This window comes from Streptomyces cyaneus, assembly GCF_004028635.1.
Taxonomy (GTDB): Bacteria; Actinomycetota; Actinomycetes; order Streptomycetales; family Streptomycetaceae; genus Streptomyces; species Streptomyces cyaneus.
Map to the genome: position 1 here is coordinate 101829 of NZ_RQJW01000007.1, position 25561 is coordinate 127389.

Consider the following 25561-nt stretch of genomic DNA (forward strand, 5'->3'; position numbering starts at 1 on the left):
TACCGTCCGTCGACTTCACGCCAACCGAAGGGCCTCGAAACGGAGCGCCGTTGGCCACATGTTAGCGATCCGTTGGTGCGACCTGATGTGATCACTTCATCGGATCTGGCCCGACGGTGCGCGCGTACGACGCGCAACTCGGGGGAGTGTCGCCGCCGCGGCCGGATCCGGGGACGCATGTGGGTCCCGGTCGGCGGAGGTGAACGACCGGGACCCGCGTCCCTTCCCCTCCCCCCTCTTCTGCCGGGCAAGTCACGTACGGCGGTTCTCCCTGCGTCGTACGAACTTCAGGCCCGACCAGTCCTCCCCCAGCGCAGCGACCTTCACGTCGACCACGCCGAGCGGGAGGAAGCGGTCCCGCAGCGCGTTCTCGGTGATGTCGCTGATGTGGCCGGCCGACCGGCGGGGCCAGGCGATCCAGAGCATCGCGTCGTCGGCGAGGCCGCCGACCAGCCCCGGGCCTTCGGCGACGAGATCCCCGTAGGACCGATAGAACGCGACGGCGACGTCCGCGCCCCGCGGGCTCCCCTCGGCCACGTCGCAGCCCTCCGGCAGCCCGGGAATGTCCCAGCGTGCGGGCGCGTGACGGAGCCGGACCCGGTGGCCCGGCTTGATGCCGATCTTCCTCGCGAGCGGCGTACCGGAGTAACCCATCGCGAACTCCTCCACCCATCCAGGCGCCATCCAGGGACCATCCACGTGCCGTGTCGGCGTCGTCCCCGCACCATCCTCCAGCACGAAATTCATGCACAGGAATCCGACTTGTCCGATTCTCGCGCAACGCGCACGCTGGAACCGTGAGTAACATCACCGGCGCGAATTGAGCAATAATGACCACTTTCGATCAGAACCTCGGTCACTACGGGTGGTCACCGGATGCCGCGACAGCCACCATCAGCCTGGAGGGCATCGTCACGGGGTGGAGCGAAGGTGCCCGGCGGCTGCTGGGCTACCGGGCCTCCGAGGTCGTGGGGCGGGCCGCCGCGGACCTCCTCGTGGATCGGGAGGCGACCGGCTTCTCCCCCGTCGGCTCCCAAGAATGGAGCGGCGCGGCGGCGCTGAGGCACCGCGACGGCCACCGCGTCGAACTCACCCTGCACGCCCAGCCCTCCCTGGACGGCGACGGCGCGACCCAGGCGTTCGTCGTCACCGCCACCACCGGAACCCCCGCGTCCCAGCGCGACCGGTGGATGGTGGAGTGGGCCTTCGCCCAGTCCTCGATCGCCCTGTCCACCTACAGCGCCGCGTCGGGATCGTGGCGGCTGAACGCCGGCGCGGAGGTCGACCCGCTCGGGGAGGCCCGCTCCGACGAGGGGTTCCTCAGGTGTGTCCGGCGGGTCGCCGAGGAGGCCATGCCGATGCGCTACGAGGGGTTCGCCCCGGCGCCGGCCGCGGCTGCCCGGCAGCGCTCCTGGATCGTCGAGCTGTGGCCCGTGCGAGACCCCGAGTCCGGCGAGGTGGCCGGGGTCGGCACCGCCGCCTTCGACAGCAGCGAGCAGTACGCCGCCCGGCAGCGGCTCGCCCTGCTGAACGAGGCGGGCACTCGCATCGGCACCACGCTGAACGTCGGCCGAACCGCCCAGGAACTCGCCGATCTGGCCGTTCCGCGGCTCGCCGACTTCGCCAGCGTGGACCTGCTCGACTCGGTGATCCGCGGGGAGGAGCCGGTGCCGGGGCCGGTCGACGCCGCCGTGGTGCTGCGCCGGATCGCTCACCAGTCCACCACCGAGGGCGGGGACGTGCCCGAGGCCGCGGTCGACCTCGGCGGGATCGACACCTATCCCCCGTTCTCGCCGCCCGCCCGCTCCCTCACGAGCGGTCGGCCGGTGCTCAGCGGCGCGGACGACCCCGACTTCGCCCGGTGGGTCGCCGAGCACGAGTCGCGGGCCGCGATCGTCCGGGAGCACGGATTCCACTCCGTGATGGCCACCCCGCTGCGGGCCCGCGGCATCACCCTCGGGGTCGCGGTCTTCGTCCGCGGCAAGGGGTCCCCGCCCTTCCAGCAGGACGACCTGATCCTCGCCGAGGAACTCGCGGGCCGGGCGGCCGTCGGCGTGGACAACGCCCGCCGCTACACCCGCGAGCGCACCAACGCGCTCACCCTCCAGCGCAGCCTGCTCCCCCGTGACCTGCCGAAACAGGCGGCGGTCGAGGTGGCGTACCGCTATCTGCCGGCCGGCACGGGCGCCGGCGTGGGCGGCGACTGGTTCGACGTCGTACCGCTGTCGGGCACCCGCGTGGCCCTGGTGGTCGGCGATGTCGTCGGGCACGGCATCCACGCCTCCGCCACCATGGGGCGGCTGCGCACCGCCGTACGGACACTGGCCGATGTGGACCTGCCCCCCGACGAGCTGCTGACCCACCTCGACGACCTGGTCTCCCACCTCACCTCGGACGACGACAGCATCGTCCGGGAGCTGCCGTACACCGGCGGGGTCGGCGCGACCTGCCTGTACGCCGTCTACGACCCGGTCTCCCGGATCTGCACCCTCGCCAGCGCCGGCCACGTCCCGCCCGCCGTACTGCTCCCCGACGGTTCGGTCAGCATCGTCCACCTCACGCCCGGTCCGCTGCTCGGCGTCGGCGGGCTGCCCTTCGAGCCGACCGAACTGGAGCTGCCCGAGGGCAGCCTGCTCGCCTTCTACACCGACGGCCTGATCGCCCACGAGCGGGACATCGGCGTCGGCCTGGAACGGCTCTGCGCGGCCCTGGCCTCCCCGGTGCCGTCGCTGGAGATCACCTGCGACGCCATCCTCAAGGACCTGCTCCCCGAGAGCCCCTCCGACGACGTGGCCCTCCTGCTCGCCCGCACCCGCGCGCTGCACGCCGACCAGGTCGCTGCCTGGGCCCTGCCCTCCGACCCCGCGATCGTGGCCGACGCCCGCGCACAGGCCTCCCGGCAGCTCGCCGCCTGGGGCCTTCAGGAGGCGGCGTTCGTCACCGAGCTGGTGGTGAGCGAGCTGGTCACCAACGCCATCCGCTACGGCGACGTACCGATCGGACTGCGCCTGATCCGGGACCGCACCCTGATCTGCGAGGTGTCCGACGCCAGCAGCACGGCCCCCCATCTGCGCCGGGCCCGCACCTTCGACGAGGGCGGCCGCGGGCTGCACATGGTCGCCCAGCTCACACAGGGCTGGGGCACCCGCCAGACCCCCACCGGCAAGACGATCTGGGCCGAACAGCCCCTCCCCGTCGGCTGACCATGACCGAGCGCACGGGCGAGGCGACGGCACCGCCGGCCGGGGGCGGCGACGCCACACACACGCTCGGACTGCTCTATCCCCCGTCCGGTCGGGGCGGGAACTACACCACCATGCAGCTCGCCTTCATCGGCGGCGTCGCCGAGGCCGCGACGCCGTACGGCTACGACGTGCTGCTCTCCCCCGCCGGCACGGACACCGACGCCTCGTTCCGGCGGATGGTCGGGGAGCGGCGGGTGGATGGGGAGCGGCACGGGGGCGGCGAGCTGGGTGCGGACGGCGAATGGCGGAGGGCCCGCGAATCGCGTGCGGGCGGCGAATGGCGGGGGACCGGCGAATCGCGGGCGGGCGGCCACCGGCGCGGGGAGGGGCAGCCGCGTGCGGGCGGCGACCGGCCCGGGGAGGGACAGCCACGCGAGGACGGCGAGGGGCGCGGGGGCGGTCGGGCGCGTGTGGACGGTGTGATCGTGATGGAGATCCGCCGCGAGGACGACCGGGTCGAGCATCTGGCCGAGGCGGGCTTCCCGTTCGTGGCAATCGGCCGCAACCACCGCGCCGACGAGGCCGGCTGGGTCGATCTGGACTTCGCCGGGCTGGCGATCGGCTGCGTACGGCACCTCGCCGACCTGGGGCATCGCCGGATCGCCTTCGTCAACCGGTCCGAGCAGCTCTACAAAATCGGCTACGGGTTCGCCCGGCTCGGCCACGAGGGCTACGTCACCGCGATGGCGGACCTGGGCCAGGAGCCGCACACCTACCTCTGCGGCGACGACCTCGCCTCGGGCGAGGAGGTCGTGACACGGATCCTGGCGGACGAGCCGGCCACCACCTCGCTGGTCACCATGAACGAGGCGGCCCTGGAGGGCGTCTACCGCGGCCTGACCCGCCACGGGCGCAGCGTGCCGCGCGACTTCTCGGTCGTCGGCGTGGCGGCGAGCCCCTGGGCCGAGCAGGTGACGCCGCAGCTCACCGCCGCCGAGATCCCCGCCAAGGAGATGAGCCGGGTCGCCGTCGAGCTGATGGTGGAACGCCTGCGCTCACCCGGCTCGACACCCCGGCACGTCCTGCTGAAGCCCCTGATCACCCTGCGCTCCAGCACGGGGCGGTGCCTTCCGGTGCCCGGTTCGGAACCCGAGCCGAAATTCCCCGATTTCGACGTGGATTTCTGATACGCCGGTTTCCGCCATGTCCGCTGATTCCCGCACGTCCCCTGATCACAACCCCTGTCACAACCCCTGATCACAACCCCCGGGAGGGGAGCATGCCGTACCCGCTCGACCGCCGCGGCTTCCTGCGTACCGCCGGTGCGGGAGCCGCTGCCCTCGGCCTCGGTGGGGCCCTGGCCTCCTGCGGCTCCGACGAGCCGAGCACCACCACCCTCACCTGGTGGGACTACTTCACGCTGGACAACTTCCAGCCCGGCATGACCCGTCTGATCAAGGACATCGAGGCCGGGGTGCCCGATGTGCGGATCGAGCGGCGGACGTTCCCGTTCGCGGAGCTCGAACGGCAGATCACCCTGGGCGCGATCTCCGGCGACCTGCCCGACATCGCGATCGTCGACAACGTCTCCATGAACACGCTCGGCGGCAGCGACCTGCTCGCCGACCTCACCGACCGGGTCGAGCAGTGGGGCCAGGCCGACCAGTACTACAAGGGCCCCTGGGACGGCTGCCAGGTCGACGGCAGGGCCCTGGGCATCCCCAACCAGAGCAACTGCCTGGCCCTGTACTACAACACCCGGATGCTCCAGGACGCCGGCGCCCGACCGCCCACCACCTGGGACGAGCTGGCCTCCGCGGCCGAGCGGCTGACCAGCGGGGACCGGTACGGGCTGGCGCTGAGCGCGATCAGGACGGAGGAGGGCGTCTTCCAGTTCCTGCCGTTCCTGTGGCAGGCGGGCGGTGACCTGGACACCTTCGCCACGGACGGCGCCACCGCCCTGTCGTTCCTGGACGACCTGATCGCCAAGGGCTCCCTGTCCGAGCAGTGCGTGGGCTGGACCCAGCAGGACGTCAACACCCGCTTCCTCAACCAGCGCGCCGCCATGCAGATCAACGGCCCCTGGCAGATCCCCACGCTGAAGGAGGCCGACTTCGACTGGGCCGTCGTCGCCCTGCCCCGCGACAAGGAGGCGGCCACCTGTCTGGGCGGGGAGAACTGGGTGGTGATGGCGAGCAGCGACCATCTGGACAAGGCGTGGGAGGTGCTGGAGTACACCCAGCGTCCGTCGGTCCTGACGCCGTACCTCGTCTCCTTCGGCAACCTGCCCGCCCGCAAGGACCTCGCCGACCGGGGCACTTGGGCCTCCGACCCGGCCCTGCGGCTCTTCCTGAGCCAGCTGCCCCTGGCCCGTCCACGCCAGTACGGCGCGCACTACGCCGACGCCTCGCAGGCCATCGCCGAGGCGGAACAGGCCGTACTGACCGGCTCGGCGTCCCCGTCGGCGGCTGCGAAGACGGCGGCCGGCAAGATCGACAAGGCGCTGGGCGGGTGATGCGCGGACGTCAGGGCCTCGCGCAGGAAGTCCACCGGAAGCTGGAGGGGCGCCGGAGGAGGGGCCACCGCCCGCCGACCCACCCCTCCCCTTCCACCTCCCCTTCCGCCTCCCCCTCCGCACGCCGCCGCCGCGCCGCCTACCTCTTCTGCCTCCCGGGGCTGGCCTTCCTCGCCCTCTTCCTGGCCTACCCGCTCTTCTACAACGTCTGGACCTCCGTCCACGACGTACGGCTGAGCGGCCTGCTCGGCGGGGCCGAACGCTTCAACGGCCTCGCCAACTACCGCACCGTGCTGGACGACCCGGCGTTCTGGCACTCCGTACGCCTGTCGCTGGTCTTCACCCTGGGCTCCCTGGCCTGCCAGTTCGCGCTCGGCTTCGCCCTGGCCCTGCTCTTCGCCCGCCCGTTCCCGCTGAACGGTCTCCTGCGGTCCCTGCTCCTGGTGGCCTGGCTGCTGCCTCCCGTGGTCAGCGGCACCCTCTTCCGCTGGCTGCTGGACGCGGAGTCCGGCGCCTACAACGCCCTGTTGCGGGCGGTCGGCCTGGACACCCTCTCCCGCGACTGGCTCACCGACCCGTCCACCTCCCTGGCCGGGGTCGTCCTCGCCAACATCTGGGTCGGCGTGCCCTTCAACATGCTGCTGCTCCTGGTCGGACTGCACACCATCGACCCCGAACTGCACGAGGCCGCCGCGATCGACGGCGCGAGCCCCTGGCAGCGCTTTCGCCGCATCACCCTGCCCCTGATGCGCCCGGTCTCCGTGACGGTCCTCCTGCTCGGCCTCATCTACACCTTCAAGGTCTTCGACCTCGTCTTCGTGATGACGGGCGGCGGCCCCGTCGACGCCACCCGCGTGCTCTCCCTCTACGTCTACGAGGTCTTCTTCCGCTTCTTCCGGTTCGGCGAGGGCGCCGCGGCCGGCCTGCTGCTGCTCGTCGTACCGCTGCTCACGGGTGTGTTCTACGTACGACGACTGCGCCACGAGGACGCGAGGGGAGGAGCCACGTGAAACCTCCCCGCCATCCCTGGCTGCTCACCGCGGTCGCCACGCTGCTCACCGCGGCCTTCCTGCTGCCGGTGTACTGGATGGCCAAGACCAGCCTCACCCGCCCGGACCGCATTCTCACCCCGACCCCGCAGTGGCTGCCCACCCCGCTCACCGGCGAGAACTACCGGACGGCGCTGGACTACGAAGGCCTGCCCCGAGCCCTGCTCAACAGCGTGGTGATCTCCAGCGGAGTCGTGGCTCTCACGCTGCTGCTCGGTGTTCCGCTCGCCTACGCGCTCGCCCGCGTCCGGATGCGTGGCTCGGGCGCGATGGTGCTGGCCCTGCTGGTCGCCCAGCTGCCGCCCGCCATCGTGCTGGCGGCGCCGCTGTTCATCCTCGAACGCCGGGCCGGTCTCGACGACACCTACCTCGGTCTGATCGCCGCCGACACGACCCTCACCCTCCCCTTCGCGGTGATCGTGCTGCGCCCGGTGCTCCGGGCCGTTCCGCCGGAGCTGGAGGAGGCGGCGCTGGTCGACGGTTGCGGGCTGCCCGGCGTACTGCTGCGGGTCGTCCTGCCCATCATGGCGCCGAGCCTGGTCGCCACGGCCGCGCTGTGCTTCCTGATCGGCTGGGGCGAGTTCCTGTTCGGCCTCACGCTGGCCGAGGGCCCGGACGTCCAGCCCGTCACCGTCCTGCTGAACGCCTTCGTCGGCCGGCACGGCACGGCGTGGGGCGCCCTGATGGCGACGGCCACCCTCATCAGCGTGCCGGTGGTCTGCGTGTTCGCCCTGTTCCAGCGCTTCATCGTCGGCGGGCTGACCGCGGGGAGTGTGCGGGGTTGACCGCAGCGGGTGCGCGGAGCTGACCGCGGGGGGGTGTGGGGTCAAGTCGCCCGCACACCCCCCGACCTTTCAGACCCCGAGCGGATTGGAGCGCGTCGCCGCCATCAGGTACCAGGCGGTCGCCCCCGTATGCCGATAGGGGTAGTAGCCGAACCCGAACCCGGTGTCGAGCGGACTGCTGGCCGACACGACCCCCGCCCGCTCGGGCAGCGCCCGCCCACCGACGGTCTGGCCGCCCCCGAGCAGAGCCTGAGCCCGCTCGATGGAGTCGATCAGCCGCCTTGCCCGCGCCTCGTCACCCCGCCCGTGCCGCTCCCGCAGGGCGAGCGCGAGATGAGCGGTCCCCTCGAACCACACACCGTTGCGGTCCGGCTTGGGCTGGGAGTCGGCGATCGGGGCGTCCTCGTTCGCGAGGAGACTGGCCGAACTGAAGGTGACACCTTCGTACGACTGCCCCGCCGGCACCGTGCTGTTGCGCCGCTCGGCATGGTCGACAACGGCCAGTTCACGCGCGGCCCAGTCCAACGACCGGGCGTGGACACGGGAGTCGAGGGCGAGGTGGGTCCAGGTCTGGGTGTCCTCGGGGATGGGCGACGTGTTGATCGTCACCCCGTCGTTGGTCCCGGTGTAGAAGAAGCCACCGTCCACGTCCCACATCTTCTCGACGAAGTCCCGGGCACGAGCGCGCCGCTCCAGCCACACCACGTCTCCCGTGAGCCGGGCGAGCCGTCCGAAGAGACAGACGAGATCGGTGTTGTGCTCGGTGGAGGTGAAGGGAAGCTTCTCGTTGGCCCCGTTGACGCCGAACTTGTACCCCCCGAGCGGTTCCTCGGTACGCCCGTTCCGCTCGATCCACTCCCCGATCCGCACGGCGCCGTCGAGGAACCGCCGCTCCCCGGTCCGCCGCGCGAGGGCACTGAGCGCGATCCCGGCCCAGGCCATGTCACCCACGGCCGTCCCCGTGAACCCGAACTGCGTCCCGACGTTGACGGTCCCGTCCGCCCGCACGAACCCGTCCGGCTGCCGCGAGCCGTCGTAGAAGGTGTACGGCCCGACGTTGTAGGCCTGCCGAAGCCGACCGTCGCCGTGAACCGGGTCATGCTCCTGCGCATACAGCAGTCCGTCCCCGAGCACGCCGGCCCGGGCGCGTCCGTCGGTGCTGCGGGTGGCGAGGAGCGCGAGGATCGCGAGGGCGTTGTCGTAGGTGAAGGCTGTGCTGAACAGCCCGGCCTGGTCGGCGTAGCTCTGGGCGAGCCGGGTGCTGCCGTGGTCGGGGTAGGCGTCCATGGCGGCGGCGAGGAAGGCGTGGGCGCGGCGCTGGGCGGGGGCGGCGGAGACGGCGGGGGTGCCGGAGGCGGCGGAGGCGTCGCCTGCGGCGGCCCGAGCGGCACCGGAACCGGCCGCCGTGAAGCCCGCGACACCGAGGCCGAGACCGAGACCGGAACCGATGAGCGTGCGACGGGTCAGCGCCGGGCCTTGCTTGCCGGTCATGTGTCTCCCTCAGCCTTGAGAGCGCTCTCACGAATGCGCGCTCATTCTGCTGCTACGCGTCTTGTGGGTCAACATCCCTGAGATGTACAGCAGTTGATCAATTACATCGCCCTGACCCGCAAGATGTACGACCTGATCGCGCACCACACGGAAGCGCGGGGACCCGTCAACCGACCAGCCCCGGACAGCCCGTTAGGCTGCCATTCGCGCAAGGGAATCCAACCTCGAGGCGGGCAGTGGCAGTGACGGGGGAGAGTCGTGCGAACGGTGACGGCAGGCTGATCGCCGGCCGGTACCGCACAGTGGAGCGGCTGGGACGCGGTGGCATGGGCACCGTATGGCGGGCCGTCGACGAAACCCTCGGCCGTCAGGTCGCGGTGAAGGAGCTCCGTGACTTCACCGACGAGCACGACGGAGACAGACTGACCGGGCTACGGCTGCGCATGCAGCGCGAGGCCCGTGCGGCGGCCCGGATACATCACCCCGGAGTGGTGGCCGTGCACGACGTCACCGATCACGAGGGCCACCCCGTCATCGTCATGGAGCTGATCGAGGGTGCTTCGCTGGACGACGTGATGCGCCGCCAAGGCACCCTCGACCCCCGGCACGCGGCCGAGATCGGCGCCAAGGTCCTCGATGCCCTGGCCGCCGCCCACCGGGCCGGCGTACTCCACCGCGATGTGAAGCCCGCCAACATCCTGCTCGAAAACGGAGGGCGGGTGGTGCTGACCGACTTCGGCATCGCCGCCCTCGACGATCCCGGCGACGACGCCGACACCCAACTCACGCGCAGCGGTGAACTCGTCGGCTCCCTCGACTACCTCGCGCCCGAACGGGCCCGCGGTGAGCAGCCGGGCCCCCCTTCGGACGTCTGGTCACTGGGCGCCACCCTCTACGCCGCCGTCGAGGGCGGTACCCCCTTCCGCCGCACCTCCACCTGGTCGACCATCACCGCGATCGTCACCGAACCGCTGCCCGAGCCACGCCGGGCCGGCCCGCTCACCCCCGTCCTGCACACCCTGCTGGCCAAGGACCCCATGTCCCGCCCGGACGCGGCCCAGGCGGCACGGCTCCTCACCGCGATCGCCACGGACCAGCCCCTGCCGCCCGCGTCCCCCGAGGCCCCCGCCCCCGTGCGGCCCGAACCATCAGGCACAATGCGCCTCGGCCCGCCGCCCGCCGTGAACCGAGATGCCGTGCCGTTCCCGGCACAACCCGAGACGGTGAACGCCGACCAACGGTCCTCCACCGCTCCTCGATCGCGCCGCGGCCACCGCTCACTCACGATCGCCGCGGCCGCGGTCGCGATGCTCCTCATCGGTGGCGGCGTCACCTACCTGACCATCGGCGCCGGCTCCGACGACAACGGCGGCAAGGACGCGGCCGCCGCCTCCGCGAACGAACGCGCTTCGTCCCAAGGGGCCGACGGCACCGCGTCGCAGCAGCCCGGCAGCGCGCGTGCGAGCAAGCCCGGCGACATGGACGGAAAGGAAGGGAAGGACGGGAAGGAAGGGAAGGAAGGGAAAGAGGCGGGAGGCCAAGGCGAGGCAGGAACAGACCCCGCGCAGAGCCAGGCACCTGCGGCCGATCCCTCTGCTTCCCCCGGCTCCCCCGGCTCCCCCGACGGTACGGAGGCAGCGCCGAGCGCATCGGCCTCCGGGTCGACGGGGAGCGGGACCACGTACCGGCTCATCAACACGAAGAGCGGGAAGTGTCTGTCCCTCGACAACGGCGGCAGCGCAGCGAACGGCACCCACGCCGTCCAGTGGGCCTGCAACGGCGGTGACGAGCAGCGGTGGTACTGGGCGGGCCCCTCGTCCAACATGCTCAAGAACGTCAAGACCGGTAAGTGCCTGTCCATCGCCAACCACGGCAGCACAGCCAACGGCGCCCAGGCCGTCCAGTCCACCTGCGTCACCGAATGGGACGCTCCCGAACAGCGGTGGGCCCGCGCCACGGGCGGACAGCTCAAGAACGCCAAGAGCGCCAGGTGCCTGTCGATCGAAGGCGGCGGCAGCACGGCCAACGGCGCGCAGGCCATCCAGTCGACCTGCATCACCGAGTGGACCGCCCCGGAACAGCAGTGGAAGCTGACCAGCTGACAGGTCGCCTGCTGTCAGCCGGCTTCTGCGTCGGGGGACGGCCGGGTCCGCTCGGCCGACCGCACCGCCGGACCGGCTGCCAGACCCGCCGACGCCAGCGCCACGCCCAGGCCGATCCAGCCCCAAGCTCCGGCACCGGTGCACAGGTAGCCGACGAACAGCGGTGCCAGGAAGCCCGCGAGGCCCTCACCCAGATTGAACAGGCCCTGGTAGCGGCCCTGCTGCGTCGGCTCGGCCAGCCCCAGCGCCAGGGAGAACTGGCCGCTGCCGTGCCATATCTCGCCGAAGGTGTGCACCGTCACAGCGGCGAGAACCAGGGCCGGCGCCACCGCCCACGGCAGCGCGGGAAACCGGACCACCACGCCCATCACCGTGCAACCGAGCAGGAAGAGAAGGCCTGCCCGGCGCCAGCCGGCGGCGGCGTCGCCGTGCGATCCGATCCGCCCCACCACTCGCATCTGGAAGGTGACGACCAGGAGGGTGTTGAGGACGAAGAGCACCGAGGTGGTCCACAGCGGCACCCGGCCGGAGCTCGCCACCCAGAGCGGATAGCCGATGGTGAGGATCTGCGCCTGGATCATGAGCACCGCGTTCACGAGAACCACGCGCAGGTACTCCGTGTCCCGGAACGGCGATCCCGCGGTCGGTCGCGTCGCCGACGGAGCCGTGCCGCCCGCGCCGGGCGCGGCGGGGAGCTCAGCCAGGCGCTGCTGGATCAGGGCGGCGACCAGGAAGGTGGCCGCGTTCACCCACAGGCCGCAGCGCAGCAGCCACGGGTCGCCGATCCCGACCAGGAGGCCACCGACCCCCACGCCCACGGCCACGGCCACATTCGACACCACGGTCGAACGGCCACGCAGCCGTACCCCGCCCTCCGGGCCGATCCGGGCGATCAGGGCGTAGCGGGTGGCGCGGGAGCCCTCGGTGAAGAACATCAGGGCCGACAGCGCCAGACAGGCTCCGACCGGGCCGGAGGCGAGCGGCAGCAGCGCCGCCGCGACGCCCTGCAGGCAGTAGCTGCCGATCAGCGGGCGCCGTGGGCCGATCGCATCGACGACCCGTCCGGTGAGGTAGCCGCCGGGCAGGGCTGTCCCCGCGGCGACGCCGATGACGATTCCGGCGGCGGTGCCGCTCAGCCCCACGGCGCTCACCAGGAAAAGGCTCAGGATCGCGTAGTTCAGACCGGAGCCGAAGGTGTCCACGGCGGTCGCGCCGAGCAGCAGCCGCGTCTGCCGGCGCGCATCGACCTCGGCCGGCCCAGGGGCGACGGCTGCGGCTTGGGCGTCGCCCGCGCTCATCCGAGCCCCCGCACGTGCGCAACCAGATCGGTGACCGCGCAGCCACGCAACCGCTTGGTGGCGATGGCACCGGCCCCGTAATCGATGACCTCCACCCCGCGCCCGGCGGCCAGCGAGACGGGCAGGTAGAACGTGGTCCCGAAGTAGCAGTTGCTGCTCTCGTCGGAGTAGTCGCTGCCGGCCAGGATCGGCGTCCACTGCACGCCGTCCCGGACGAAGACCGTGTAGGAGACGAGCCTGCCGCCGTGGCGGGCGGTCATCATGGTCAGCGAGTCCCTGGGGCGCAGCGCGGCGACCCGGTCCACCATGGCTTGCTCGTCCGCCACCGAGTGCAGCGCGCCGTACTTGCGCAGCAAGTTGCAGCGGAGCTCGACCAGTTGCGCGGTGTCGTCGGGGAGCGGCTCCTCCGCGAGCAGCACGCCGGCGGCCGCGATGGCCTCCCGGTCCTTTCGGAGCCGCTGACGGCGTCGGCTCGCGAAGCCGGCCAGATAGCCCTCCCAGTCGGACCAGGTGACCCGCAGCTCCCCGCGCTGGGTGACCGGCACCCGGGCGTACCCGGCCCGGGCCAGCGCGGCCGCTTGCTCGGGTATGTCGGTGCCGTACATGAAGGCGACGCTGCGGCAGCCCTGTGCGCGGGCCCACCCCTCGCAGTCTGCGAGGAAGACGTCCAGGGCCTCGGGGCGGCGGGCATCGCCACCGACGATGTCCCCGAGGTAGTAGGGGAACATCAGGAAGAGGACCGGCGATACCTCCTGCGCCTGCAGTCCCGCCCACGGATGCGGACCGTCGGCCGCGAAGCCCTGTCCGCTCATGGCACCCGAGGCGATGGACCACGGGCAGCGGCGGGCGGCGCTCAGCGGGGTCTCCACCACCGCGCCGGTAATGGCCAGTTGGGCGTCCACCGCCTCGAGGGTGAGCAGCTCGCCCGGGTACCAGACGGAGCCGAGGTCGATCCAACGGCGGCCGGCGAACACCGTGGCCCCTGGATAGCGCTGTTCCCAGTGGTGCGGCACGCCGGTGCTGACGGTGATGCTCATACGGCCTCCCGCTGGGCGGCCCGGCGCAGCCTGTCCACCGGGACCAGGTAGCCGCGGACCGCCACCGGGTCCAGTCCGGCCACGCCGGGAAGCCCCTCGCGCACGCACTGCTCCAGCCCTGCGCCGGCGGCGGCGAGTTCGAGGATCCGCTCGGCGTGCGCGGCCACCTCGTCCACCATGGCCGCGGTGCCGAGTTCCTCGTAGCCCTCCGGCATCTGTGCCGTCAGTGCGCCGTAGCGGCGGAGCACCAGCGGCAGCGGTACGGCCTCGGCCGGTGCTGTCGCTGCGGGCGCGGGACGCCGGTCCACGGTGATCAGCTCGCCCGGCCGGAGCGAGCCCGACGCCGACTGGGTCACCACGATCGTGCTGACGAACTCTTCGCCGAGGTGTGAGTAGTGGCGGTCGAACACACCGAGGAGGTCATCGTGCCCGGGGTTGAAGGGAACCGCGTTCCGGGCGGACTGAGCGGCCCGGAACGCCATCGGCACATCGCCGTCGATCATCAGGCAGCCGGCGTGTCCGGTCCGCTCCAGGAAGCGTCGGATCGGCTCGGCGACCAGCGGCCCCTGGGGACCGACCGCGCAGTGGACCTTCAGGCAGAACACCGCCTCCGCACGGAGCACTGCGGGAAGTTCGGCGAGGACCCGTTCGACCAGGCCGAGACCGGTGGGCCCGCCCGCCCCGTAGCCGCTGTAGGAGAGGCCGTCGGGCACCGGGACGAAGGGCAGGTTGGTGACGACCGCGTCCACCGGACACGTCTCGCGCAGGTACGCGAACAGGTCCGTGTGCACCACCTCGAAGCGGTCCGGTGCGCACTCCGCGGCGAGGGTGGCCCGGCTCGCCCCGACTGCGGCGGCGCTGTTGTCGATCGCGGTCACGTGCGTGCAGCTCCGGGCCAACCGGGCGGCCAGCAGCCCCGAGCCGGACCCGAGGTCGAGCGCGCGTCCGCGCAGCCGTAGTTGCTGGACGAATGCGGCGAACTGCAGCGAGTCCGCCCCGAGGTAGATTTCGCCGCCCGGCTCGGAGGCGTAGGCGTAGCCGTCGCCGGCCAGGTACTGCAGGTAGCCGTCGGGGTGTCGGCGGCCGGTGGGTACCGGTTCGCCCGTTGCCGGGGTCCGACCGGCCCGGGCCATGTCGATGGTGCGTTCCAGCAGGGACCTGGTCATGCCGCCCTACCGGTGGCCTGGTGCACCAGGGCGGCGAAGACCGGGTGCGCCCGTCCGGAGCCGGGCGCCTCCGGGTGCCCCTGGATCCCGAGCACGAAGGCGTGCTCGTCGGAGACCACCACCTCGGCGGTGCCGTCCTGCGCACGGCCGAGGATCCGCAGACCCTTGCCGAGTTCGTCGACCGCTTGGTGGTGGAAGCAGGGCAGGGCGGGATCCTCGCCGAACAGTCCGGCGAAGCGGTGGTCCGGGTCGATGCGGAGCCTGCGGTCCACGAAACGCGGCTGCGCGGGCTGGTGCTGCGCCGCACGGGCGGCGGGCTGGATGTCCGGCTCCAGGGTGCCACCCAGGCAGACGTTGATCAGCTGCATGCCGCGGCAGATGCCGAGAACGGGAAGCCCGCGGTCCAGAGCGTCCAGCAGCAGCGTGCGCTCCGCCCGGTCCCGGGTCGAGCCGTCACTGCCGCCCCGGTACATCCCCGGGGCGATGTCCGGGCCGCCCACCAGCAGCAGCGCGTCGATGCCGGCGGCCGCCCGCAGCGTGTGCTGCTCGCCCGCTGCGGGCGGGAGCAGGCAGACCGCGGCGCCCGCCTGCTCCAGTGGTTCGATGATGTCCCGGGGAACGAGCGAGGCGCGCCGGTGCCAGCCGCGCCAGGACGCGTCCTCCTGATAGGTGGTGACACCGACCAGGGGCGGTCTAGTCACGCTTCCACTCCTCGGCCGGCCGGCGCACCCAGGCCGAGGGGTGCTGGTCGAAGCCGATCTTCGGGTAGTAGCCGGCCGCGTCGGGGGCCGCGAGCAGCACCAGCTTCACGCCCGGCACCAGGCGCTCGATCTCGTCCAGGATCGCCTTGCCGACACCACTGCGCTGGTGGCTGCGGGAGACGGCTATGTCGCTGACGTAGGTGACGTAGCAGTCGTCGGTCAGGCAGCGGGCGACCCCGACGGCGCGGCCCTCCTCCCGGGCGACGACGATCAGGTCGGCCCCGCGCACCATCGCCGTGAACCGAGCGCCGTCCTCGAGCGGTCGGCGCTCGGCGAGCCCGGACTCCCGGTACACCTGGGCCAGTTCGGCGACATCGGCGTCGGCGGGCGGCACGCTTTCGTAAGTGATGGTCATCCCAGTTCCTTCATGACTCGTTCGTACAGCGCCCTGCGGTGCGGCAGCATCTGCTGCAGCGCGCTCTCGGTGAGGCCCTCGTCCTCGGCCAGGCCGACTGCGGCCAGTGCGACCGGGTCTGCCGCGTCGATGGCGGACTGGACCCGCCGGTACGCCTCCTCCCGGCTCGCCCCGGCGTCCACCAGCCGCAACATCGCCCGGGGGCTGCCGAGCCGCACCGCGGCCCTGCGCAGGTTGTCGCGCATGACCTCCGGCCGGACCTGCAGTCCGCGCAGGAGTCCGGCGGCGAAGGTGACCTGGTACTCCACCACGCTCAGGGCGTCAGCCATGGCCACCCGTTCGACGCAGGAGTTGGACAGATCCCGCTCGTTCCAGAGCGCCACGGTCTCCAATGCCGCTCCGGCGTGGCCGCGGACGATCCTGGCGAGCCCGCACAGCCGCTCGCTGCCGGTCGGATTGTGCTTGTGGGGCATGATGCTCGACCCCTGGTACAGCGGTGGCCGGGGCTCCTCGACCTCCTCCACCCCGGTCTGCGAGAGCAGCCGCAGATCGACGGCGAGGTGCTCCACCACGGCGCTGACCAGTGCCAGCGCGTTGAGCAGCTGGGCGTGCCGGTCCCGGCCCACCACCTGGGTGGCCAACGGCTCGCAGCCGAGGCCCAGTTCGTCGAGGACGGCGGCTTCGAGCTCCAGCGGGAGTTCCACATAGGTGCCGACCGCCCCGGAGACGGTGCCGACGGCCACCCCCTCCAGTGCTCGCGCCAGCACGTCCACCGCTCGCCGCAGTTCCAGGGCCACCGTGGCCAGCCGGTGCCCGAAGGTCGTCGGCTGGGCCGCCATGCCGTGGGTGCGCCCGAGGCACGGGGTGGCCCAGTGCCGGGTGATCTGCTCGCGGAAGGCGGCGAGCAGTTCCTCGCACCCGCGCAGCAGTAGCCCGCCCGCCTCCTTGAGGATCACGCCGTTGGCGGTGTCCACCAGGTCGTAGCTGGTCAGCCCGCGGTGCACCTGCGCGGCGCTTCGGTCGGGGATCAGCGGGGTCCATGCGGCCAGGAAGCCGAGCACCTCGTGGTCGCGGCTGAGCTCCTCCCGCCTGATCTCGGCGGGGTCGGGCGACTCCGAGGCCAGCACGTCCACCAGGACCTGGGGGTCCATCAGACCGAGGTTGACGTAGGCGCGGCAGACGGCTTCCTCGACCTCGCGCCAGACCCGGTAGCGGTGGCCGTCGCTCAGCAGTTCCGCCATGGCGGGGGTGGCGTAGCGTGCGATCACGACGGCTTCCTCACCGTGAGCAGGCAGGTCCGGTTGTTGGAGGGGACGGGGCCGTGCGCCAGGTCGGCCTCGAGCCGGGCCAGTCCGTCCCGCCACTCCTGCTCCGGCAGGAGGTGCATCACCGAGTTGGCCTTGTCCCGGAACCGGGAGGCGTCCGCGAGCATCCCCTCCTCGCCGAAGACGCGCTGCTCGGCGGCGACGAAGCCGACTGCCCCGAATGCCTGCTGCAACCGCTCGAGCGCGTGGTGCCGACCCAGTTCCAGGGCGACGGTGCCGGGGAAGTAGGTGGTCATCGGCTGCCTGTTGCGGATGATCCACTCAGAGTCGGTGGCCGTGCAGAAGTATCCGCCGGGCTTCAGGTAGTTCCATGCCTGGGCCGCGTATCCGGAAGGGTCGTCGAGGTAGTGCACCATGTCGACGCTGAAGATCAGGTCCGCGCTGCCCGGCGCGATTCCGAGTGGTGACAGGTCGTCCGCCACGCCCTGGACGAAGGTCGCAGTGCTCCCCGCGGCCCTGGCGATCTCCAGCATCCCGGCGTAGGGGTCGAGGCCGACAGCCGTGCAGTCGACCCGCTCGGTGATGCCACGGAGGTGGTTGGCGGTGCCGCAGCCGATCTCGGCCGCCGTCCCGTGCTCCGGCACGAGGGCGGCCAGGTGTTCGACCAGGCCGGGGTAGGCCCGGCGGTGGGTGGAGTACTCGCGGGCGATCGGGTCGTAGTTGACACTCACTGCTTTCACCGTGGTCCGTCGTGTGTGAACACGGGGTCGAGTCCCTCGTGCACCCGCCGGGCACGGGCGAGGTCGGCGACCACCGCAAGGAAGACCGCCCACCAGATTCCGGGAGTGCGGACGACTTTCGGGTACTTGAGCCAGCCCAGCAGGCTGCAGGCGGAGGCCAGATGCATGCGAACCGGTGCCCCCGGGTCCGCCCAGCCCGCCATGAGCCGGGCAGCCCGGTCCAGATAGACCGCGCGCGCCGGACAGTCCTCGGTGGACACCAGGTCGCGTGCGTCCAACTCGCCCTCGGAATCGGGCCCCACGGAGGGCGAAACCAGCTCCTCCTGCCCGCGGCCGACCGCGTCGAGCAGGGTCACCATCGGCGACACCGCGTGCAGCAGCGTGCCCAGGTCGAAGACCGGGTCCCCGTGGCCGGCCACTGCCTGGGCCGCTCCGTCCCAGGCACTGCGCGGGTCGATGAACCGTGGCTCTCCGGCCTGACCCCACATCAGGTTGCTGGTGAAGATGTCCCCGTGGACGACCGCCGACCGCAGCGGGCGCCACTGCGGGTAGGTATCGCGCACCCAGGCGACCAGCTCCGCATAGCTGCTGCGGCTGCCGTCGGGCAGCACCACCGGCCTGGAGAAGGCCTGCCGGTAGGCGGCTGCGCCCAGCACCGACTCACCGACGCGGCGGCACGCCTCGGTCTCCGGCAATCGGTGCAGGCGCTCGGTGTACAGGTAGGCCGCGACCTGCGGCTCACCCTCGGTGAGGGTGTCGGCGTACCACTCGGTCAGGACCCGCAGGTGCCCGTCGAGTGCGGGGACCCCCGCCGGATCGGCACGGAGCAGGCCGTCCGGATCCCGGCAAAAGACCCGGTCCACGAAGGCGCCGTCGGTGACGGCGTCCATGAGTCGGACGGCCACTCCGTCCCGCGCCTCGAAGCCGCGCGGCGCAGGGAAGATCGGCGCACCGGCTGCATGGGCGCGGAGCACATGCTCCTGCTCCTCCAGCATCACGTCCTGCGGGCCGACCTTGGCGACCAACCTGCCCGCGGCACAGTCGAACTCGATGACCCCGATGGAGTCCGAGCCCGGCCGGTGCAGGGTGCGGATCCGCGGCCGGGCAGCAGCGGACTGAGCCCAGTGGGCCACGCGTTCGGCCTGGACATCCTCGATCAGTCCGTCCAACTCCTCGGCGTCCCAGGCCGCCCAGGGGCCCGGCCGGTGGGCGGAGACGGCGCGCACCTCCGGTCGGCCGTCGTCCAATGCCACCACCCGGAAGCCGAAGGGGACGAGCCCGTCCCTGAGGCGTTGCGCGCACGCGTCCGCCACGGGGCCGGTGCCGAGCAGGTACACCTCCGTGGGCCCCGGCCGGGTCTCCCCCGTCTGCGCGGCGGACAGTGCGGCGACGAACTCCGCGAGCTCGCGCACGTCCAGGCGGCGTCCCCGCCGCATGCTGCCGCCGGTCACGGGGCCACCTCCCGTATGAAGGCGTCGAGTTCCACCGGGCTCATCCCGTAGCGCTCCTTGAACGGCCCGTTGCGCCGGCCGCCCTCGAAGTAGCGCACCCCGGCTTCGTAGCCCAGCCGGATGATCTCCGCTATCAACAGGTAGTAGCTGCTGAACGGGCGCTTGACCCTCGCGTCCTCGTAACGGTCGTAGCCGCCGGCCCAGGCGTGGATCTTGGTCTCTTCCAGAAAGACGACCGCTTTGCCGAGCAACTCCTCGCCCTGGTGCAGCTCGACGATCCTGGCCCCGGACGGGACATAGGTCAGGAACCGGGAGATTCGCTCTTTGTCGTAGTAACCGGCCGAGCCCACGTTGGCCATCAGCTTCTCGAAGAGGTCGAGGCTGCTCGGGTCCTCGGCGCCTTCGGGTACGCGCACCGTCGTGCGCACCCCTGCGTCGCGCGCCCGGTTGAGCTGGCGCCGGTACTCCCCGCGGGCATTGGGCCTCAGGCCCTGCAGGTAGCCCTCGAAGTCGCCTGCCGCGGCGAGGTCGATGACGTAGCGGGTGTCGATGTGCCGGGGGACGAATCCGGCCGCCACCAGCATGTCTCGGCTCGGCCCCTCGGCAACGTTGATGAACCCGTAGCGCCCGGCGCCGAGTTCACGCGCCAGAGTCTCCATGGTCCGGGCCACCGCAGCGGCGATCTCCGGATCCTCCCGCCGGAAGGCCAGCCTGGTGTCGGAGCAGTGCCAGACGTGGCTCAGCAGCACCACCTCGTCCTCGGCCAGGTCGAGCGCGCGCAACGGGTCGCCCTGGACGTAGCAGGGCACGAATCCCACGAACTGCCCGTCGATGTCCCTGATCACCAGGTACCGCGTGTGCAGTACCCGTTGGATCGGCTCGCGCTCGTAGGCGCGCAGGAACTCGAGGCCGTAGTAGAAGGTGGAGATCCCCAGCTCCTCGGCGATCGTCCCGCACTCCGGGGGGAGGTCCTCCACGCTGGTGAGCACCTCGACCCGGTAACGCTCCTCAGAACTCGTCACCGTACTCCCGGCCTTCCCACTCACTCACTCGTCCGCTGCGGAATCCGCCTTCCGCCGCGATGAACCGGTTCCACTCGCTGCGCTTGAGCTCGACCAGAGCGCGGTGCAGGTCGTCGCCGACCAGCTCCCGGGCCGCCTTGGAGGACTCGAACGCCTCGATGGCGTCGCCGAGGGTCTCCGGCAGCGGCGTCCCCTGCTCCTGGGGCCTCGGCACCGGTGCGGAGAGGACCAGTTCCGCCGCCGCCCCCTCGACGCCGGAGGAGATCTGGGACGCCAGGTACAGGTAGGGGTTGGCCGTGGGGTCACCGATGCGGTTCTCCGCGTGGGCCGCCTCCGGCGCCCCGCCGTCCGCCACCCGCACCAGGGCGCCCCGGTTCTCCCGGGCCCAGCTCGCGCGCGAGGGGGAGAGCGAATGCGCGGGGCCGAAGCGATGGTAGGCGTTCACCGTCGGATTGCTCAGCAGCGAGTACTCCGCCGCCCGACGCACCAGGCCCTCGACGTAGCCGCCGCCGACGTCGCTCAACTCGCCGGTGACCGCATCCGCGAAGACCGCGGTCCCGTCCAGCCGCCGCAGCGACTGGTGCAGGTGCCAGCCGCTCGGATCCGCCGACGGGAACGCCGGAAGCCCCATGAAGGAGACGTGCAGTCCGTGCCCCCGGGCGAAGCACTTGAGCCAGGTACGCAGCAGCAGCACGGTGTCGGCCGCGGCCAGTGCTTGCTGGGGCGCGAAGGTGATCTCCAGCTGCCCGGGCCCCGACTCGTGCTCGACGGTGCGCAGTTGGGCACCGAGTGAGCGGAGCGGCGCCCACAGCGGGGCGAGCAGGTCGAGGGCCGCCTCCAGCAACCGGGTCGAGTTGAACTGGTAGCCGCCGTCCACCAGGGCCGTCGGCTCGGGGCTGCCCTGCACCCCGAACCCGCCGGGGCTGCCGGCATAGCCCTCGTGCAGCCTGCGCAGCAGGTAGAACTCGAGCTCAATGCCGACGACCGGGCTCCAACCCAGCCCGCCCGCCCGCTCGACGACCTCCCGCAGGACTCGGCGGCTCGACAGCGGGTGCTCGGCCCCGTTGCGCAGCCGCTCCTCGCCGATCACCCACCCGGTGCGCCGCCCTCGGTGCTCGGTGACGGTCCAGGTGCTCAGGTCCGGCACCACGACCATGTCCCCCGCGCCGTGCAGCTCCTGCACGAAGGCGGTGTCGTCGATGCCAAGGGCGATGGCGTGCCCGGTGTCGAACACGAGCGGGCCGGGGCTGAAGTCCACCCCGTGCTGCAGTGCGCCCATCAGTGCGTGCGGGGAGAGCGCCTTGGACCGTGCGATCCCGTGCGGGTCTCCGTAGAGCACGTGCACGAAGTCCACTTCGGCTGCTGCCTCGCGCACCGCGTCGATGTCCCGGTGGTTCACTACGCCGGGCCGCGTGCTGGTTCCGGCTCCGATGCCGATCTCGTTCACTGCGCCTCCCTTCTCTTCGTCGTCCTGTTCGTCGTCAGGGCCGGACGGCCCTCGTCATGTGGCTTCGGGCGGCTTCCGTTTCCAGCAGGCCGGCCACTTCCAGCAGGGCCCGGTCCTGGCCGCGCCGACCGATCAGCTGGAGGCCCAGCGGCACGCCGTCGGCGTCCGTGCCCCAGGGCAGACTGATCGCGGGGTGGCCGGTGAGGTTGGCGAGGAAGGTGTTCTCCGCCCAGCCCAGCCAGCCCTGGACGTCCGTGCCCGGCGGGTACTCCTCGTCCCTTCCGAAGGCGGGCACCGCCACCGTCGGCAGCGCGAGCACCCTGTACTCGGCGAGGGCCGCATCGAGATCCGCGGCCAGCCGGGCGCGGACCTCCTCGGCCCGGCGCAGCTGCCGCTCGGTTACGGCGGCGCCCGATCGCGCCACCTCGGCGTGGCCCGGCCAGAGTTCGTGCCGCGCCAGCCGCGGGTGCTCCCCCGCGGCCAGCATCGGCACCAGCGCCCGGGAGTAGGCGCCGGTGGTGTCCAGGGCGACGGTGGCCGCCGGCCGTCCGCAGACCGCGTGCAGGTCGGCCCGTAGCGTGTCCTGCCCGTGGGAGGCGTGCGGCAGCGACAGCCAGGCGACCCGGTGCAGCGGGTGGGCCGTCCTGTCCGGTTCCGGAGTGACCGTTGCCGCCAACCGGTCCAACAGCAGGCAGTCCGTCACCGTCGCGGCGAGCGCTCCGACGTGGGACAGGCTGTCGCCGCGCGGCCCGTAGGCCCAGCGCTCCCAGGTCGGTTTGAACCCGACGACCCCGCACCATGCGGCAGGGATGCGCACCGAGCCGGCACCGTCCGTCCCGATCGCGATCGGCCCCAGACCCGTGGCCACCGCGACAGCGGCTCCGCCGCTCGATCCACCGCTGCTGCGGTCCGGGCAGCGCGGGTTCACACTGGCCGGGCCGCAGGCACCGACGGTGCTGGCCGACCAGCCGTCCTCGGACGTGCGGGTCTTGCCCAGGATCACCGCCCCGGCCCGGCGCACCACCTCGACCACGGGCGAGTCCGTCGCCGCCGCCGGGGCGTCCCCTGCGCGCCCACGACCGGTCGGCAGTCCCGCCACGTCGAGCAGGTCCTTGACCGAGACCGGCACCCCGCACAGCGGCGGGGGCACCCTTGCGCTGCGGTAAGCCAGGTCCGCACGCCGGGCCGCGGCCATCGCCGAGTCCCGGTCGACGGACACGAAGGCGGACCCCTCCGGGGTCCCCTCGGTGATCCGGTCGAGCAGCTCGGCGACATGGCTCGACGGCAGCAACGCGCCCTCGGCGTACTGCCCGGTGAGACTCCGCGCCGAGTACCCGGGCCCGCTACGCATAGGTGCTCCGGAACCAGGCGTTGTCGAACTCGGTGACCTTGTCCCGGCACACGCGGTACATCTCCTCGTGGAACACCCGCAGGACCTGGCCGAAGGCAACGGCGGTCGCCAGATCCGCCGCGGTGAACGGGACGCCACCGGCCCGCATCAGACGCAGGTCGTACAGACCGGGGAAGGTCCGGCCGTCCAGGGCCACCTGCAGCGGCACCCGCATCGCATGGCGCACGCCGAACCGCACGTGCCCGGTGTGGTGCCATTCGGAGTGGTGGGTGAGGTCGGGCATGGTCGGCGCGAAGAACCAGTCGTCGCGCCGGGGATCGTCGGTCTGCCCGAGCACGTGTGGGAGGTAGTGCCAGCTGTTGAAGCGCATGCGGGCGCTGTAGGCGGCGAGGATCTTGTCGAGTGACGGTTCCCCGCCGCGGTGCTGGTTCGCGAAGGATCCGCTGGGGACGACGCAGCAGTAGAAGTCGGTGGTGCTCAGGGTGAGCGCGTGCCGCTCCGGCTCGGAGTCGTCCACGAAGAAGAGCTCCCGCGGCCCGCGGGCCATGGTCACATCGGAGCCGGTGGCTGCGGCGAGGTCCTGGAGCAGGTCGCGGAGGATCTCCGCGCGGACGGCCGGACGCTTGCCGACGGCGGCGTCCTGAACCTGGTGCGCGGCCTCGCGGCCCATGTCGGCCAGGGTCGGCGCCTGCGCCGACCACCTGGACCACCGGTACTGCGGCCGGGCCAGCAGCCGGGCGTCCGGTACGGCCGGCAGCGACCGCTCCCGCTTGTTCAGGCTCACCCCGTGGATCTCACGGTAGAAGACCGTGCCCTGCCCGAGCAGCTCCGCCCGGCGCTCGGCGAGGCGCGCGGCCAGGGCCATGAGCGCTTCCGGCTCCGGCGGGCCCCCCGCTGCCACCACCTGCACTCCATACCGCTGCGCGTGTCCCCGCAGAAACTCGCTCAGCCAGCGCAGGTCGAGGTGGCAGCCGTTGGCCTCCTCCAGCCGGGACGGCGGGCCGCTGGTGATCAGTACCCAGCACGCCGTCACGAAGGCGGCCTCCTCGCCGCTCCACGTGCCGACCGGTTGGCTGCGCAGCCGGGCCAGCGTGTCGGCAGGGGCACCGGCCGACACCAGGCGGCCCGGGAGGTTGCCCCGGCCCAGGTTGGTGAAGCAGGCATCGCCCACGTGCAGTTGGACCGGCGCCATGTGCGGCAACAGGTACGCCAGGCGGTCCAGACACTCGTCGACCGCCTCGCCGGCCTGGGCGGCCAGCCAGTCCCGCAGCCGCAGCCGCTCGGCCTCGGCCGTGCGCCGTTCCACAGCCCAGCGGCGTACCGCTTGGTCCAGCTCGGCGGCAGCGGCGCCACCGAGGACGCGTACCAACGGCTCGGAGCCGTCCGGCGCCTGGACCGCCCAGACCTGCCCGGTCCGGCTCAGCCCGACGGGCATGCCTTCGGCCTGCTCCGTGGCGGCGACCGCCCGGCAGGGCAGCGCGGCGACGCGCCGCAGCAGCTCGCGCGACTCCCCTGGCAGCCGGTCCAGGCCCTGATCGAGAGGGATGCGACTGTCCATCGACAGCAGCACCCCGGTCACCGCCGCGACTTCGGGAGCTGCGGCCAGGGCGGTTGCCGCGACGTGGCGCAGCAGACCGTCCCACCCCTCACTGCCGATCATCGCGGTACCCCGTCGGGTAGCTGGTTGCGCAGTGGCCGGGGTCCGGTGCCGCCGCCCGGGACCAAGGCGTGGTCACGCCGCCCGACCAGCTGCAGGACCGATATCTCCGAACGGATCTCGTCGGTGCGGAAGCCGAGGCGGTGAACGCCTGGGCCACCGTTGCGCTCCAGGAACTCGTCGGATTCGTTCGGCCGGCCGTCCCGGTGGGCGGACGCGGTGAGCGTCACGGAGGGACCCGCCGGGCCGATGCGCAGCACCACCGAGTCGGCCGCATCGCCGGTCCGGCCGGGCAGTTCGGCGGGAAGCCGGGTAAAGCCCAGGGCGTCCTCGCAGAAGGCGGCGTAGTCGGCGAGACCGTGCGCGGTCAGCAGGATGTCCAAGTGGTCCAGGCGCAGGGCCCGCCCGGTCGGCTCGGCCGGGGAGTCCGGTACGGCCGGGGAGTCCGGTACGGCCTCCGTGGCCGGGGCTCCATCCGTGGTGATCCACTGCCGGCCCGACGGCCAAGCCGGCCCGCCCTGCGCAGCGGTCGGCACCAGCGTGTGCCAGACGCCGCCGAAGCCGGACACCATCCAGCCGCCCCTCGGCGCGGCCCAGGTCCTCGCCCCGGCCGCCCGGGCCGCCTCGACCGTCGCCGCGACGTCGGCGCAGCTCAGGGCGATGTCGAAGACACCGTCCCCGTGATCGGAGACGAACCTGCGGGTACCCCAGCCCGAGGTGACGACCAAGAGGACCTCACCCTGCCGCAGCAGTACCGAGCTCCGATCCGCTTGGACGCTGTCCGCGACCCGGGCGAATCCGAGATCGGCCACCAGGCGGTCCACCACCGCGACCTTGTCCAGCACGAACAGCTCGACATAGGCGATGTCCTGCACAGTCATGCC

The 25561-nt window shown here is 72.1% G+C and carries 21 protein-coding genes; 6 read left to right on the top strand and 15 right to left on the bottom strand.

All coding sequences use genetic code 11. From position 1 onward, the window contains the following. Positions 1-252 precede the first annotated feature (252 nt). Positions 253-684 carry a DUF3052 domain-containing protein gene (locus tag EHO50_RS25900; RefSeq protein WP_128433615.1) on the bottom strand — a complete coding sequence of 144 codons (432 nt, stop codon included), beginning with the start codon at positions 682-684 and terminating at the stop codon, positions 253-255. Positions 685-830: 146 nt separating this feature from the next. Between EHO50_RS25900 and EHO50_RS25905 the strand changes: the two genes are divergently transcribed. The 5 genes from EHO50_RS25905 (at position 831) to EHO50_RS25925 (ending at position 7534) form a co-directional block, all read left to right on the top strand. Continuing rightward, the gene (locus EHO50_RS25905) at positions 831-3203 is read left to right on the top strand and encodes an ATP-binding SpoIIE family protein phosphatase (protein WP_246101441.1); all 2373 of its coding nucleotides are present in this window, start codon (positions 831-833) and stop codon (positions 3201-3203) included. 2 nt (positions 3204-3205) lie between these two features. After that, positions 3206-4372 (top strand): LacI family DNA-binding transcriptional regulator, encoded by a 1167-nt coding sequence (locus tag EHO50_RS25910; protein WP_246101443.1) that lies wholly within the window; start codon positions 3206-3208, stop codon positions 4370-4372. 92 nt (positions 4373-4464) lie between these two features. Further along, positions 4465-5700, top strand: coding sequence for an ABC transporter substrate-binding protein (locus EHO50_RS25915; protein WP_128433617.1), 1236 nt, complete (start codon positions 4465-4467; stop codon positions 5698-5700). Next, the gene (locus tag EHO50_RS25920) at positions 5700-6710 is read left to right on the top strand and encodes a carbohydrate ABC transporter permease (RefSeq protein ID WP_128433618.1); all 1011 of its coding nucleotides are present in this window, start codon (positions 5700-5702) and stop codon (positions 6708-6710) included. The genes EHO50_RS25915 and EHO50_RS25920 overlap by 1 nt, the downstream gene beginning before the upstream one ends. Beyond that, the gene (locus tag EHO50_RS25925; protein ID WP_128433619.1) at positions 6707-7534 is read left to right on the top strand and encodes a carbohydrate ABC transporter permease; all 828 of its coding nucleotides are present in this window, start codon (positions 6707-6709) and stop codon (positions 7532-7534) included. Before EHO50_RS25920 ends, EHO50_RS25925 begins: the two co-directional genes overlap by 4 nt. Positions 7535-7603: 69 nt before the next feature. On the opposite strand, the gene EHO50_RS25930 is transcribed toward EHO50_RS25925, so the two are convergent. Beyond that, positions 7604-9025 (bottom strand): Tat pathway signal sequence domain protein, encoded by a 1422-nt coding sequence (locus tag EHO50_RS25930; protein ID WP_128433620.1) that lies wholly within the window; start codon positions 9023-9025, stop codon positions 7604-7606. 326 nt (positions 9026-9351) lie between these two features. On the opposite strand from EHO50_RS25930, the gene EHO50_RS25935 reads away from it, so the two are divergent. Beyond that, positions 9352-11127 carry a serine/threonine protein kinase gene (locus EHO50_RS25935; protein ID WP_128433621.1) on the top strand — a complete coding sequence of 592 codons (1776 nt, stop codon included), beginning with the start codon at positions 9352-9354 and terminating at the stop codon, positions 11125-11127. A 14-nt stretch (positions 11128-11141) separates the two neighbouring features. Here EHO50_RS25935 and EHO50_RS25940 read toward each other — a convergent pair whose 3' ends face one another. Genes EHO50_RS25940 through EHO50_RS25995 form a run of 13 tightly spaced genes read right to left on the bottom strand, consistent with a single transcriptional unit; the run spans position 11142 to position 25558 of the window. Then, the gene (locus tag EHO50_RS25940; RefSeq protein ID WP_128433622.1) at positions 11142-12425 is read right to left on the bottom strand and encodes an MFS transporter; all 1284 of its coding nucleotides are present in this window, start codon (positions 12423-12425) and stop codon (positions 11142-11144) included. After that, complete coding sequence (locus tag EHO50_RS25945) at positions 12422-13462, bottom strand: GNAT family N-acetyltransferase (protein ID WP_128433623.1); 1041 nt, start codon at positions 13460-13462, stop codon at positions 12422-12424. Before EHO50_RS25945 ends, EHO50_RS25940 begins: the two co-directional genes overlap by 4 nt. Continuing rightward, a complete protein-coding gene (locus tag EHO50_RS25950; RefSeq protein ID WP_128433624.1) occupies positions 13459-14628 on the bottom strand; it encodes a methyltransferase in 1170 nt (389 codons plus the stop codon). Before EHO50_RS25950 ends, EHO50_RS25945 begins: the two co-directional genes overlap by 4 nt. Further along, entirely contained in the window at positions 14625-15329 is a 705-nt protein-coding gene (locus tag EHO50_RS25955; RefSeq protein WP_128433625.1) for a gamma-glutamyl-gamma-aminobutyrate hydrolase family protein, read from the bottom strand. The genes EHO50_RS25950 and EHO50_RS25955 overlap by 4 nt, the downstream gene beginning before the upstream one ends. Next, positions 15322-15744, bottom strand: a complete 423-nt coding sequence (locus EHO50_RS25960) for a GNAT family N-acetyltransferase (RefSeq protein ID WP_128433626.1) — start codon at positions 15742-15744, stop codon at positions 15322-15324. The genes EHO50_RS25955 and EHO50_RS25960 overlap by 8 nt, the downstream gene beginning before the upstream one ends. Beyond that, positions 15741-17012 (bottom strand): lyase family protein, encoded by a 1272-nt coding sequence (locus EHO50_RS25965; protein WP_128433627.1) that lies wholly within the window; start codon positions 17010-17012, stop codon positions 15741-15743. The genes EHO50_RS25960 and EHO50_RS25965 overlap by 4 nt, the downstream gene beginning before the upstream one ends. After that, on the bottom strand, positions 17009-17740 hold the full coding sequence (locus tag EHO50_RS44125; protein ID WP_164904942.1) for a class I SAM-dependent methyltransferase: 732 nt from the start codon (positions 17738-17740) through the stop codon (positions 17009-17011). The genes EHO50_RS25965 and EHO50_RS44125 overlap by 4 nt, the downstream gene beginning before the upstream one ends. 5 nt (positions 17741-17745) lie before the next feature. Further along, entirely contained in the window at positions 17746-19200 is a 1455-nt protein-coding gene (locus EHO50_RS44130) for a phosphotransferase (RefSeq protein ID WP_164904943.1), read from the bottom strand. Beyond that, positions 19197-20222: a GNAT family N-acetyltransferase gene (locus tag EHO50_RS25975; protein ID WP_128433629.1), complete on the bottom strand. Its 1026-nt coding sequence runs from the start codon at positions 20220-20222 to the stop codon at positions 19197-19199. The genes EHO50_RS44130 and EHO50_RS25975 overlap by 4 nt, the downstream gene beginning before the upstream one ends. Next, positions 20209-21669 carry a type I glutamate--ammonia ligase gene (locus EHO50_RS25980; protein ID WP_128433630.1) on the bottom strand — a complete coding sequence of 487 codons (1461 nt, stop codon included), beginning with the start codon at positions 21667-21669 and terminating at the stop codon, positions 20209-20211. Before EHO50_RS25980 ends, EHO50_RS25975 begins: the two co-directional genes overlap by 14 nt. Before the next feature lie 34 nt (positions 21670-21703). Beyond that, positions 21704-23020, bottom strand: a complete 1317-nt coding sequence (locus EHO50_RS25985; RefSeq protein ID WP_128433631.1) for an amidase — start codon at positions 23018-23020, stop codon at positions 21704-21706. Continuing rightward, a complete protein-coding gene (locus tag EHO50_RS25990; protein ID WP_128433632.1) occupies positions 23013-24680 on the bottom strand; it encodes a hypothetical protein in 1668 nt (555 codons plus the stop codon). Before EHO50_RS25990 ends, EHO50_RS25985 begins: the two co-directional genes overlap by 8 nt. After that, positions 24677-25558: a 4-hydroxyphenylpyruvate dioxygenase gene (locus EHO50_RS25995; protein WP_128433633.1), complete on the bottom strand. Its 882-nt coding sequence runs from the start codon at positions 25556-25558 to the stop codon at positions 24677-24679. Before EHO50_RS25995 ends, EHO50_RS25990 begins: the two co-directional genes overlap by 4 nt. Between the last annotated feature and the right edge of the window lie 3 nt (positions 25559-25561).